Below are 11678 nucleotides of genomic sequence, written 5' to 3' on the forward strand. Positions count from 1 at the left end.
TTAGAAACCGAGGCTGTCGAGCAGGTCGTCGACCTGGCCCTGGTCGGCAACCACTTCGCTCTTGCCTTCCGGCTTGATCTGCGGGCCGTTGAGCAAGCCATTGTCGATCTCGCGCCGGATCTCGCTCGGCGCGAAGTCGATCAGCACCTGCACCAGCTGCTTCTCGAGGTTCTGGGCGATGCCCGTGATGCGGCCGATCACCTGGCCGGTCAGGTCCTGGAAATCCTGGGCCATCATGATGTCCATCAGCTGGGCACGCGTCGCGCAGGCCCCGGCGCGGGACTCGTCGAGGCCGGCGATGGTGCGCTGCGCCAGCGCGCGCCAGTCCTGTTCCGAAGCACCCTGGTCCAGCAAGGCCTGCCAGGCGCCGGCGAGCTCGCCGGAGCGGGTCTCGATCGCATCCTGCACCGGGCCGGCGGCGTCGGTGGCGTCCAGCACGCGCTTGGCAGCCTGTTCGGACAGGCGCGCCACGTAGTCGAGGCGATCGCGCGCATCGGGAATGTCGCTCGCCGCCTTCTCGATCAGCTTGTCGAGGCCGAGGCCGCGCAGGCTTTCGTGCAGCGCGCGCGTCATGTGCCCGATCCGGCTCAGGACCTCCTCGTGGGAGGTCTCGACCTGCGCCGCAGTCTGCTCCGTCATGTCAGCCCGCCTTGTCCATCTTTTCGAAGATCTTGTTGAGCTTCTCGTCCAGCGTGGCGGCCGTGAACGGCTTGACCACGTAGCCGCTGGCGCCTGCCTGCGCGGCCGCGATGATGTTTTCCTTCTTGGCTTCGGCGGTCACCATCAGCACCGGCAGCTTGGCCAGCGCGGGATCGGCACGGATGTTCTGCAGCATGGTCAGGCCGTCCATGTTCGGCATGTTCCAGTCCGACACCACGAAGTCGAAGGGTTCGCTGCGCAGCTTGGCCAGCGCCATCACGCCGTCTTCTGCTTCGTCGACATTGGCATAACCCAGTTCCTTCAACAGATTCCGGACGATGCGGCGCATCGTCGAGAAATCGTCAACAACCAGAAAACGCAACTTTGGATCAGCCATGAATTACTCCGTTTTGAATCTTTTGCTTTGGTTTAGTAGGTGAGCGCTGAACAAAACCGCGCGACCGTGGGATCAGCCTCAAGAATAGCATTTTTGTTGCCGTACGGCGATAAAATGGCATCAATACAAGCGCATCCGGATCAAACACGCAACGCCCGGCTGCCCTGCGAGGCCAGGTGCTCGAGCACCATGCCCGGCAAGGCCTGCAAACTGCCTACTTCGTGGGCAGCGCCGAGCGCGATCGCTTCGCGCGGCATGCCGAACACGACGCAGCTTGCCTCGTCCTGGGCAAAATTGTGCGCGCCCGCGGTGCGCATGTCCAGCATGCCGGCGGCCCCGTCCTTGCCCATGCCGGTCAGGATAACACCGACCGCGTTCTTGCCCGCCGCCTGCGCGGCGCTGCGGAACAGCACGTCCACCGAGGGACGGTGCCGGTTGACGGGCGGGCTCTGCTCGATCTTCGTCATGTAGTTGGCGCCGGAACGGGTGAGCAGGAGGTGCGAATGGCCCGGTGCGATGTAGGCGTGGCCGGGCAGCACCCGCTCGTTGCCCTGCGATTCGCTGACACTGATCTTGCACAGCGAATCGAGGCGCTTGGCGAAGGAGCTGGTGAAGCCTTCCGGCATGTGCTGGGCGATCAGGATGCCCGGGCAGTCCGAGGGCATCTGCATCAGGAATTCGCGGATCGCCTCGGTGCCACCGGTGGAGGCGCCGATGATGATCAGCTTTTCCGACGAGATCAGGGGGCTGCGCAGGGCCGACAGCTGCGGCGCCGGGCTGCTGCCCGGGACCATGCGCTTGATGCGCGCGCGGCTTGCCGCGCGAATCTTGTCGGCGATGAGTTCGGTGTATTCGCGCATCCCGGTCTGGATCGACAGCTTCGGCTTGGTCACGAAGTCGACCGCGCCCAGTTCCAGCGCGCGCATCGTGATCTCCGAGCCGCGCTCGGTCAGCGAGGACACCATCAGCACCGGCATCGGGCGCAGGCGCATCAGCTTTTCCAGGAAGTCGAGGCCGTCCATCTTCGGCATCTCGACGTCGAGTGTCAGCACGTCCGGGTTGTGGCGCTTGATCAGCTCGCGCGCGACCAGCGGGTCGGGGGCCGTGGCCACGACTTCCATGTCGGGCTGGGAGTTGACGATTTCGCTCATCACGCTGCGGATCAGCGCCGAGTCGTCGACGATCAACACCTTGATTGTCATGTGTCGTCCTTTCAGGTCTTGTTCTTCCCTGGTCAAAACAAGTCGATGTCGCCGCCAACCGGTTCGACCTTGAGTCGTTTGGCGTAATCGAGCTCGCGTTTTGCCAGCGTATCGTTCTGGGTCTGCATCAGCTTCTTCACCAGCACCTTGCCGGTCTTGGGGAAGAAGTACACCTTGCGCGGATAGACGTCGTTCAGGTCCGAGGCCAGCACCGGGATGCGTTCGGTCTTGAGGAAGTTCATCACGAAGGAGGCATTGCGTTCGCCCACGTTCATGGCGGTGAAGCCGCGCAGCACGGCGCCGCCGCCGAACACCTTGGCTTCCAGGTTCTCGCGGCGCGCACCCGCCTTGAGCAGGTCGTTGATCAGGATCTCCATGGCGAAGCTCCCGTAGCGCATCGAGGCCGACACCGGGCTGCCTGCGTCGCCGCCGTCGGGCAGCATGAAATGGTTCATGCCGCCCAGGCCGGTGATGCGGTCGCGGATGCAGGCCGACACGCAGGAACCGAGCACGGTCACGATCAGCATGTTCTTGCTGGTGTAGTAGTACTCGCCCGGCAGGATCTTGGCGGCGTCGCAGTCGAAGGTGCGGTCGTAGTAGACGTTGGTGGCGAACTGGTTGTTCATGTCGGTGTCTTAGAACGGGTGGCGGCGCGCGGCCTGATCGAGTTCGTACACCGTCTTGCCGCGCAGGCGCAGCGAATCCGACACGTACAGGAAGTTTTCGGAATGCCCGGCGAACAGCAGGGCATGGGACTTCATCAGGGGCACGAAGCGCGCCAGGATCTTGCGCTGGGTGTCCTTGTCGAAGTAGATCATCACGTTGCGGCAGAAGATCGCGTCGAACTGCCCTTCCACCGGCCATTCGTTCGCCAGCAGGTTCAGCTGGCGGAAACTCACCAGCTGGCGCAGTTCCGGACGCACCCGCGCCATGCCCTCGTTGGCGCCCTTCCCCTTCAGGAAGAAGCGCTTCAGGCGCTCCGCGCCCACCTTGTCGACGCGCTCCATCGGATAGACCCCGGTGGCGCCGACCGCCAGCACATTGGTGTCGATATCGGTCGCGACGATCTGTACCGGCGGGCTCAAGCTGTTGAAGGCCTCGCAGGCAATCATCGCGATCGAATACGGTTCCTCGCCGGTGGACGCGGCCGAACACCAGATGGTGAGCGGCTTGCCGTCGCGGCGCTGCAGCCCGGCCAGGTGCTCGGCCAGCAGCGGGAAGTGGTGGGCTTCGCGGAAGAACGAGGTCAGGTTGGTGGTCAGCGCATTGGTGAAGGCTTCCCATTCGGTCGCCATCCGGCCTGCTTCCAGGTCGTCGAGGTAGCGCACGAAGGACTGGATGCCGGTGGCGCGCAGGCGCCGCGCCAGGCGGCTGTAGACCATCTCCTGCTTGCTGTCGGCCAGGGATATCCCGGCGCGCTGGTAGATCAGCGCGCGGACCCGCTCGAAATCACTGCGCGTGAAATCGAATTCCTTGGCCGTATCGGTTCGTTGCTGCGGCACGTTATTGCCTCTTCGTTGCTATCAGTGTTGCTTGTGCCGGCTGTTGTAGGGTGGACGGGAAAACAGTCCACTGGACTGTTTTCCCCCGCCCACCCTACGCTTACGCTGCCAGCTTGTCCATCAGGCCCATCTCGCTGGACGACATCAGCTTGTCGATGTCGACCAGGATCAGCATGCGCTCGTCCACCGTGCCCAGGCCGATCATGTAGTCCGAGTTGAAGGCGGTGCCCATTTCCGGCGCCGGCTTGATCTGGTCCGGGGTGAGCGTGGTCACGTCCGACACGCTGTCCACCACCATGCCCATGATGCGCCCGCCGATGTTCAGGATGATCACGACGGTGAACTGGTCGTACACCGGGGTGCCCAGCTTGAACTTGATGCGCATGTCCACCACCGGGATGATGATGCCACGCAGGTTGATGACGCCCTTGATGAATTCCGGTGCGTTGGCGATGCGGGTCACCGCTTCGTAACCGCGGATCTCCTGCACCTTGAGGATATCGATGCCGTATTCCTCGGAGCCCAGGGTGAAGGCCAGGAACTCGCTGCCGGCCCCTTCGATGGTGCCGTCGGCCGGTTTGTTGTTCTGTACAGTAGACATGTTCGCGTCCTCTTGGGGTTAATGTTTTGTAAAAAGCTTCACGATACGACGGTGTCGCCGAGCAGCTGGCGCGAGGAGCGCACCAGCGCGGCCACGTCGAGGATCAGGGCGACGCCGCCGTCGCCCAGGATGGTGGCGCCCGAGATGCCGGCCACCTTGCGGTAATTCGCTTCCAGGTTCTTCACCACCACCTGCTGCTGGCCTACCAGTTCGTCCACGAACAGCGCGGCCTTCTTGCCCTCGGTCTCGAGGATCACCACGATGCCCTCGGAGGGGTCGGTGATGCGCGGCTGGATCTCGAACATCTGGTACAGCGGGATCAGGGGCAGGTATTCGCCGCGCACCTTCAGCACGCGGCCGCGTCCCGCGATCTCGCGGATGTCGGCAAGCGCCGGCTGCAGCGACTCGACGACAAAGGACAGAGGCAGGATGTACACCTCTTCGCCGCTGCGGATCGACATGCCGTCCAGGATGGCCAGCGTCAGGGGCAGCGAGATCGAGATCGTGGTGCCGAAGCCGCGCGCAGAGCGGATGTCGACGCTGCCGCCCATCGAGGCGATGTTGCGCTTGACGACGTCCATGCCGACGCCGCGGCCCGACACGTCCGTCACCTGCTCGGCGGTCGAGAAGCCCGGCGCGAAGATCAGCTGCCAGACTTCCTCGTCGCTCATGTTCTCGCTCACCGAGAGCCCGTTCTGGCTGGCTTTGGCCAGGATGCGCTCGCGGTTCAGGCCGGCGCCGTCGTCCGAGACTTCGATGACGATGTTGCCGCCCTGGTGGCCGGCCGACAGGAACAGGCGCCCCGCCTCCGACTTGCCGCTGGCGACACGCGCGGCCGGCATCTCGATGCCGTGGTCGATCGAGTTGCGCACCAGGTGGGTCAGCGGATCGACGATGCGCTCGATCAGGCCCTTGTCGAGCTCCGTGGCGGCGCCGTTGGTGATGAAGTCGACCTTCTTGCCAAGCTTGCCGGCCAGGTCGCGCACCATGCGCGGGAAGCGCGAGAACACGAAGTCCATCGGCATCATGCGGATCGACATCACCGCTTCCTGCAGCTCGCGGGTGTTGCGGCCCAGCTGGCTGATGGAATTGAGCAGGCGCTCGTGGGTCATCGGATCCAGCCCGCCGCTCCTCTGCTCGAGCATGGCGTTGGTGATCACCAGTTCGCCGATCAGGTTGATCAGCTGGTCGACCTTCTCGACCGACACCCGGATCGAGGACGATTCCGCGTGCGGGTCCTTCTTGGCGGCGGCCTTCTTTTCAAGCGCCAGCTCGCTTGCCGTTTCGGACAGCTCGAGCGCTTCCGGGCCCTTCGGCGCGGCAGCCGGCTTCGGTTCGCCCGTGATGCCGGCCGCGGCGCGGATCTGTTCGATCGGCTGGAAGAAACCGTAGCCGCGCTCGTCGTCCGACAGCTCGTCGCCGCCGCTTGCCGCGGCCGCGGTCTCGTCGTCGGCGTCGAAGAAGCCGTAGCCCTGCTGGTCCTCGATGCGCTTGCGCTCGGCGGCCTCGATGGCGCGCTGCTCTAGCGTCAAGGCCGGGGCCTCGAAGATCTTCAGGTCTTCCGGATTGAGCACGAAGGAGCAGATCGCGATGATGTCGTCCAGGCTTTCGTGCGTGGTGATGATGATGGCGCTGCGCCCGCCCTCCAGGGGCGTCACCTTGGCGCGCCCCATCAGGCCCAGCTCGTCGACCAGGGCGCTGATGTCGCGCTGCTCGACCGGCGGCAGCTCGATCTTGTAGCGGTGCGCTCCCTCGGTCGGGTGATGTACCTTCGCCTCGGCGGTGAGATATGACGGCGCCACCACGGGTGCGTGCGGCACCAGGCCCTCGGCCAGGTCGTGCAGCACCATGCGCACGTTGGCGACCGCCTCCTGGTCGACGGCTGCGCCGTGGCGGTGGCCGTCGAGCTGCATCTTGAGGCTGTCCTTGGCCGCCAGGAAGGCGTCCACGTGGTTCGCGGTCAGCGCCATCTCGCCCTTGCGGATGCGATCCAGCAGCGACTCGAGCACGTGCGTGACCTCGCTCATGTCGGACAGGCCGAAGGTCGAGGCGCCACCCTTGACCGAATGGGCGGTGCGGAAGATGGCGTTCAGGTCTTCCGGGTCGGGCGCGGCCACGTCAACTGCCAGCAGCAGCCGCTCCATTTCGGCGAGCAGTTCCTCTGCCTCGTCGAAAAAGACCTGGTAGAACTGGCTGATGTCGATCGTCATGGTGCTGTTTCCTCGATTACCCGGCGCATCATCGGTTCAACCGATGACTTTTTTCACGACCTCGATGAGGCGCTGCGGATCGAAAGGCTTGACCAGCCAGCCGTTGGCGCCGGCGGCGCGGCCCTTGGCCTTCATCTCGTCGGACGACTCGGTGGTCAGCATCAGGATCGGGGTCTTGGCGTAGGTCGGCAGCGTGCGCAGGGTCTTGATCAGCGCCAGGCCGTCCATGCGCGGCATGTTCTGGTCGGTCAGGACCAGGTCCACGCTCTGCAGCTTTGCCTTGTCGAGGCCATCCTGGCCGTCCACGGCTTCCACCACGTTGTAGCCAGCCGCCTTCAGGCTGAAGGCCACCATCTGGCGCAGCGAACTGGAATCGTCGACCGCGAGAATCGTTTTTGCCATGTTTTGCTCCTGCTGTTTTATCCGGTATGTTCCGGTTGAATGTTAAGTGGCGAAATGTCGTGTTGTTCAGTACCGGCGGCGCACTCAGAAGAGTTCGATGTCCCCGCTCTCGAGGTGTTGCTGGTCGACCGATTTGCGCAGCATGCTGCGCAGCTCGAGCGACTGGATCGCCAGCGCCATGCTGACCTTGCCCAGGCGTTCGACGATCTCGTCGCTGTCGGTTTCCGGTGCGATCTCGGCGCCATGCTCGCTGAGCGTGCCGAGGAAATCGCGCAGGCCGGTCACGCGCCGCAGCGTGCGGTCGATCAACTGGCTGGTCATGTCCTGGAACTGCATGCTGGTGATGGCCGAGTTCACGTGCTGGCCGATCTCGCCCGACATGTCGGACAGGCGCGCGCTGTCTTCGGCGCTCGGCGTCTCGCCGGCCAGCAGGCGGTTGATTGCTTCCTGGCGCGCCCCGACCGCCGTGTGGATGGCCATGAAGCTGCTGGTCAGCTTGTCGATGGCTTCTTCCAGCAGCAGCTCGGTCTGCAGCAGGTCGGTCTCGACCTCGGTCAGGTGGCGGCGTCCGTGGATGGCCACACCCGACAGCAGGCGCTTGACGTGCGATCCGAGAATCTTTTTTCTTTTCATTCGAGTCTCCTGCTGGACTACTTGCCTGTGGCCGGCATACCGGCGTTCGCCGCGACCGCCTCGGCGGCCGCCGCGGGCTGCTGCGCCGGCACCTCGAGCGAGGCGGCGTCGCGCTGCACGGCTTCCTCGGTCTTCTTGTTCATGACGATGATGCTGATGCGCCGGTTGATCGGGTTGAACGGGTCCTTGCGATCGAGGTTGGCGGCCGAGGCCAGGCCGACCACGCGCAGCACCTTGTCGTCACCCAGGCCGCCGCGCACCAGTTCGCGGCGCGAGGCGTTGGCGCGGTCGGCCGACAGCTCCCAGTTGCTGTAGCCGGCGTGGCTGAAGTACGGGGTGGCGTCGGTATGGCCCGACAGGCCGATCTTGTTCGGCACCTCGTTGAGCACCATGCCGATGATATTCAGGATTTCTTTCGTGTACGGCTGCAGCTCGGCCTTGGCCAGCTCGAACATCGGGCGGTTCTGCTCGTCCACGATCTGGATGCGCAGGCCTTCGCTGGTGAGGTCGAGCAGCAGCTGGTTCTTGTACTTCTTGAGCAGCGGATTGACCTCGATGACCGATTCGATCTTCATTTTGAGGGACTGCAGGCGCTCGGCCTCGGCGCGCGCGATCTGGGCCTTGGCCGCCTCCAGGTTGTAGGTCTTCGAGGTCGGGTCGATGTCGCCCTTCTTGACCTGGCCGTTGCGGCGGGACAGGTCGGTGCCGCCGCCCTTGATCACCGACGAGGAGTCGCCGGCGCCCGAGCCGCCCGCCATCGCCACCTTGAGCGGCGTCTTGAAGTATTCCGAGATGCCTTCCAGGTCGCCCTTGGCGGTCGAGCCGAGCAGCCACATGAGCAGGAAGAAGGCCATCATCGCGGTCACGAAGTCGGCGTAGGCGATCTTCCAGGCGCCGCCATGGTGGCCACCCTGAACCTTCTTGATGCGCTTGACGACGATGGGACGCATGTTGTCGTCAGCCATGGTCCCCTCCTCGCCCCGATTCCTGCAGTTGATCTGAAAGCAGCATCACGCCCTATTTCTTCTTCTTGATGTGCTCTTCGAGTTCGGCGAAGCTCGGACGCTCGGTCGAGTACAGCACCTTGCGGCCGAATTCGACGGCCAGCGCCGGCGCATAGCCGTTCAGGCTTGCCAGCAGCGTGACCTTCACGCACTGGAACATCTTGGTCGATTCTTCCAGCTTCTGTTCCAGCACGCTGGCCAGCGGAGACACGAAAGCGTAGGCCAGCAGGATGCCGAGGAAGGTGCCGACCAGCGCCTTGGCGATCAGGATGCCCAGCTCGGCCGGCGGCAGGCCCACCGATTCCATGGTGTGGACCACGCCCATCACCGCCGCCACGATACCGAAGGCCGGCAGGCCGTCGCCGACCTTGGCGATCACGTGGGCCGGGATCGCGCCTTCGTGGTGGTGGGTCTCGATCTCGTTGTCCATCAGGTTTTCGATCTGCATCGCGTCCATGTTCCCCGACACCATCAGGCGCAGGTAGTCGGTCATGAATTCGACGATGTGGTGGTCCCCCAAGACAGCCGGGTACTTGGAGAACAAAGGCGAGGCTTCCGGCGCCTCGATGTCGCCTTCGATCGACATCAGGCCTTCCTTGCGCACCTTCGACAGCACGTCGAACTGCAGCGCCATCAGCTCCATGTACATGTCCTTGGTGTACTGCGAGCCCTTGAAGATGCTCGGCAAGGCCTTCATGGTCGCCTTGACCGACTTCATGGTGTTACCGACGAAGAAGGCGCCGAGGGCGGCGCCGCCGATCATCAGCAGTTCGATCGGCTGCCACAGCGAGGCCAGGTGGCCGCCGGCGAGGGCGAAGCCGCCGAAGACGCAGAGGCAGACGACGATGTAACCAAGAATGACTAACAAGGGAATTCCGCTCCAGAAATGCCGGGAATGTTTCGTCCGGCCGACTCAATAATAGTGATTTCAGGCAAAGTTGACGCAGGGAACCACTCTAGCGGGAGAATGGCTCACCGGCAAGCAGAAAGGCCGGTTTTGTCGTCTAAAAGTGCCAGATATGAAGGGCCGGGCCGCCCTCTGTGGGATAGACGATACGGTTAGGTAGACGATCGTCAATGATGAATTCGTAGCTGAGAAGCAGCGAACCGGGCCGCATTTCGCGCGCCGCCTTGCGCCACAGGGTGGGCATCGCGGCCGGCGACAGGTAGGCGAACACCACGTCGAATTGGCCGAAATTGAGGGCATCGTAGTCGCCGCGAATGAAACGGGCGCGGCTGCGCGCCAGGCGCGCGCGCAGCCGGCTCACCAGCCAGGGCAGCGGCGCCAGCTCGATGCCAATTGCCTCGACCGCCGGGCCGCGGCGCGCCAGGTCCAGCACCAGGCCGCCCAGGCCGCTGCCGATGTCGATCACGCGCACCGGCTGTTTATCCGGCAGGAGTCCGGCCACCGCCTCCCAGACGCGCCGGTTGGACGGGTAGTACGGCACCTGGGTGCGGTAGGTGGACCAGTAGAGCAGGAGCAGGAACAGGAAGACGGCCAGGAAGACCAGCGGCGGGATCGCCAGTTGAACGGCGCCGAACAGCGCGACCGGGAACAGCAGCTGGATCGCGCGCCACCAGCTCGCCAGGCCGCGCCACCAGCTCAGGCCGGCGGCGGCCAGTCCCTGGATCACGGCCACGGAGAGGTAGGACATGGGGATGCCGGCGGTGGCCAGCAGCCAGGTGACGGCGAGCGTGAGGGGGAAGGCGGCAAGCTGCAGCAGCAGCGCCGCCACCGCGGGCTTCACGTAGGGCGGGCGGGTTTCCCGCCCACGCGGTGAGCGCTGCGGGCTCCGATCTCGCGCCTGATGATCTTGCTGATAACTATCACCGCGTGGGGCAATCTGGCCCAGTGGGCCAGATGCAAGCCGCCCACCCTACAAAACCCCATCATCACTTGTTTTGGCTGGCCGCAGCAGCGGCCGCGTCCTTGGCATCCTTGGCCTTGCGCGTCTTGCCGGCGCGCGAAGGCATGTGGCACAGGCCGCACAGGTAGCCGGCGTTCAGGTCGAGGGCGTTGACGACGAACTTGCCCTGGCATTTCTGGCACGGGGCCAGCACCAGCATGCCGCTCTGGAAGAAGCGCACCAGGGTCCAGGCGCGGGTGAGCGACAGCAGCGGCTCTTCGCCCGGCTCGGGCGGCATCTGTTCGAGGTAGAGTTGGTAAGCCTTCATCACCGCCTGGATGCCGCTGGCGCCGGCATGTTCGACCAGGAAGTGATGGATGTTGATGAACAGCGAGGAATGGATGTTGGGCTGCCAGGTCAGGAACCAGTCGGTCGAGAACGGCAACATGCCCTTGGGCGGAGAGACGCCCTTCAGTTCTTTATACAGCTTGAGCAGGCGCTCCCGCGACAGCGAGACTTCGGTTTCGAGCAGCTGGAGGCGCGCCCCCAGGTTGATCAGTTCGATCGCAAGCTGGATTTCCTGCGCTTCCGATACGACACTCTTCTTGCTCATTGCTACTCCCGCCCGTGTTACTTGCCATGCAGCCCCGACGGGACCGCGTCAGCGGGATTTTATACGATCTCTTCAACAGGCTGGCCGGCCATCAGGATCGCGGCGTGCGACTGGGCCAGGCTGCGCTCCTTGGTGTGACTGGTCAGCATCGACAGGATGGCGGTGTCGTCGAAGCGGAAACGGGCCAGCATCATGTTGCCGCTTGCCAGCTTCAGGATCTGGGCGTTGCTCATGCCCTCGATCAGCTCGGCGATGTCGGCGGAGATGCCGAGACGGAAAATGGCGGTGACTTTGTCGGCGCGGATCATCTGCTGGGCCAGCATCAGGTAGCTCAGGTTTGCGTCGCGGATTTCAGCCATCATGTCGTTCATCGTCATTTTCTATCTCTCCGTATCCGTTGATCGGCGACTCAGTTGCTACTGAGGTGTTGCCGTTGAGATAGATTCTGACTGTGAGGAAACTTTTTCGGTATTGGACGAACTCTGTATTTTTCGTCCGCGAAATGACGGCATGATCCGTAGGAGTTTGTCTGACAAACCCTGCTGGATCACTCTGGCGCCCCTATGAAAACGGGGCTGAGGGAGCTGCGGAAAATCCGCCGAATTGTGCGCGCTCGCGACTGCTTCTG

The 11678-nt window shown here is 63.9% G+C and carries 14 protein-coding genes; all 14 read right to left on the reverse strand.

The features are described 5' to 3' along the window. Nucleotides 1–639: a protein phosphatase CheZ gene (gene cheZ, locus B2R83_RS22815; RefSeq protein WP_292045307.1), complete on the reverse strand. Its 639-nt coding sequence runs from the start codon at nt 637–639 to the stop codon at nt 1–3. Nucleotide 640: 1 nt separating this feature from the next. Further along, a complete protein-coding gene (gene cheY / locus B2R83_RS22820) occupies nt 641–1036 on the reverse strand; it encodes a chemotaxis response regulator CheY (protein ID WP_036207318.1) in 396 nt (131 codons plus the stop codon). A 140-nt stretch (nt 1037–1176) separates the two neighbouring features. Next, nucleotides 1177–2238, reverse strand: a complete 1062-nt coding sequence (locus B2R83_RS22825; RefSeq protein WP_036207316.1) for a protein-glutamate methylesterase/protein-glutamine glutaminase — start codon at nt 2236–2238, stop codon at nt 1177–1179. 32 nt (nt 2239–2270) lie between these two features. Continuing rightward, complete coding sequence (gene cheD / locus B2R83_RS22830) at nt 2271–2864, reverse strand: chemoreceptor glutamine deamidase CheD (protein WP_292045313.1); 594 nt, start codon at nt 2862–2864, stop codon at nt 2271–2273. A gap of 9 nt (nt 2865–2873) precedes the next feature. Continuing rightward, nucleotides 2874–3740 (reverse strand): CheR family methyltransferase, encoded by an 867-nt coding sequence (locus B2R83_RS22835; RefSeq protein WP_292045316.1) that lies wholly within the window; start codon nt 3738–3740, stop codon nt 2874–2876. Nucleotides 3741–3840: 100 nt separating this feature from the next. Continuing rightward, complete coding sequence (locus B2R83_RS22840; protein WP_209586083.1) at nt 3841–4341, reverse strand: chemotaxis protein CheW; 501 nt, start codon at nt 4339–4341, stop codon at nt 3841–3843. Nucleotides 4342–4379: 38 nt separating this feature from the next. Beyond that, entirely contained in the window at nt 4380–6551 is a 2172-nt protein-coding gene (cheA, locus tag B2R83_RS22845) for a chemotaxis protein CheA (RefSeq protein ID WP_292045322.1), read from the reverse strand. Between the two features lie 36 nt (nt 6552–6587). Then, nucleotides 6588–6953, reverse strand: coding sequence for a response regulator (locus tag B2R83_RS22850; protein WP_027863763.1), 366 nt, complete (start codon nt 6951–6953; stop codon nt 6588–6590). Nucleotides 6954–7037: 84 nt separating this feature from the next. After that, complete coding sequence (locus B2R83_RS22855) at nt 7038–7586, reverse strand: chemotaxis protein (protein ID WP_292045325.1); 549 nt, start codon at nt 7584–7586, stop codon at nt 7038–7040. 17 nt (nt 7587–7603) lie between these two features. Continuing rightward, nucleotides 7604–8551: a flagellar motor protein MotB gene (gene motB / locus B2R83_RS22860; protein ID WP_292045328.1), complete on the reverse strand. Its 948-nt coding sequence runs from the start codon at nt 8549–8551 to the stop codon at nt 7604–7606. Between the two features lie 52 nt (nt 8552–8603). After that, the gene (gene motA, locus B2R83_RS22865; RefSeq protein WP_292045330.1) at nt 8604–9458 is read right to left on the reverse strand and encodes a flagellar motor stator protein MotA; all 855 of its coding nucleotides are present in this window, start codon (nt 9456–9458) and stop codon (nt 8604–8606) included. A 136-nt stretch (nt 9459–9594) separates the two neighbouring features. After that, nucleotides 9595–10338, reverse strand: a complete 744-nt coding sequence (locus B2R83_RS22870) for a class I SAM-dependent methyltransferase (protein ID WP_292045333.1) — start codon at nt 10336–10338, stop codon at nt 9595–9597. Between the two features lie 145 nt (nt 10339–10483). Next, entirely contained in the window at nt 10484–11050 is a 567-nt protein-coding gene (gene flhC, locus B2R83_RS22875) for a flagellar transcriptional regulator FlhC (RefSeq protein WP_292045335.1), read from the reverse strand. Nucleotides 11051–11109: 59 nt separating this feature from the next. Beyond that, nucleotides 11110–11427: a flagellar transcriptional regulator FlhD gene (gene flhD, locus B2R83_RS22880; protein ID WP_027863769.1), complete on the reverse strand. Its 318-nt coding sequence runs from the start codon at nt 11425–11427 to the stop codon at nt 11110–11112. Nucleotides 11428–11678: the final 251 nt, after the last annotated feature.

The sequence above is a fragment of the Massilia sp. UBA6681 genome (assembly GCF_002454935.1).
GTDB lineage: Bacteria > Pseudomonadota > Gammaproteobacteria > Burkholderiales > Burkholderiaceae_D > Telluria > Telluria varians.

What these genes read in the sequence shown, in the direction of transcription:
- B2R83_RS22850 (WP_027863763.1), bottom strand. Translation starts at nt 6,953, where the DNA reads ATGGCAAAAACGATTCTCGCGGTCGACGATTCCAGTTCGCTGCGCCAG.
- cheD (WP_292045313.1), bottom strand. Translation starts at nt 2,864, where the DNA reads ATGAACAACCAGTTCGCCACCAACGTCTACTACGACCGCACCTTCGAC.
- flhC (WP_292045335.1), bottom strand. Translation starts at nt 11,050, where the DNA reads ATGAGCAAGAAGAGTGTCGTATCGGAAGCGCAGGAAATCCAGCTTGCG.
- flhD (WP_027863769.1), bottom strand. Translation starts at nt 11,427, where the DNA reads ATGACGATGAACGACATGATGGCTGAAATCCGCGACGCAAACCTGAGC.
- B2R83_RS22855 (WP_292045325.1), bottom strand. Translation starts at nt 7,586, where the DNA reads ATGAAAAGAAAAAAGATTCTCGGATCGCACGTCAAGCGCCTGCTGTCG.
- cheA (WP_292045322.1), bottom strand. Translation starts at nt 6,551, where the DNA reads ATGACGATCGACATCAGCCAGTTCTACCAGGTCTTTTTCGACGAGGCA.
- B2R83_RS22840 (WP_209586083.1), bottom strand. Translation starts at nt 4,341, where the DNA reads ATGTCTACTGTACAGAACAACAAACCGGCCGACGGCACCATCGAAGGG.
- cheY (WP_036207318.1), bottom strand. Translation starts at nt 1,036, where the DNA reads ATGGCTGATCCAAAGTTGCGTTTTCTGGTTGTTGACGATTTCTCGACG.
- cheZ (WP_292045307.1), bottom strand. Translation starts at nt 639, where the DNA reads ATGACGGAGCAGACTGCGGCGCAGGTCGAGACCTCCCACGAGGAGGTC.
- B2R83_RS22825 (WP_036207316.1), bottom strand. Translation starts at nt 2,238, where the DNA reads ATGACAATCAAGGTGTTGATCGTCGACGACTCGGCGCTGATCCGCAGC.
- motB (WP_292045328.1), bottom strand. Translation starts at nt 8,551, where the DNA reads ATGGCTGACGACAACATGCGTCCCATCGTCGTCAAGCGCATCAAGAAG.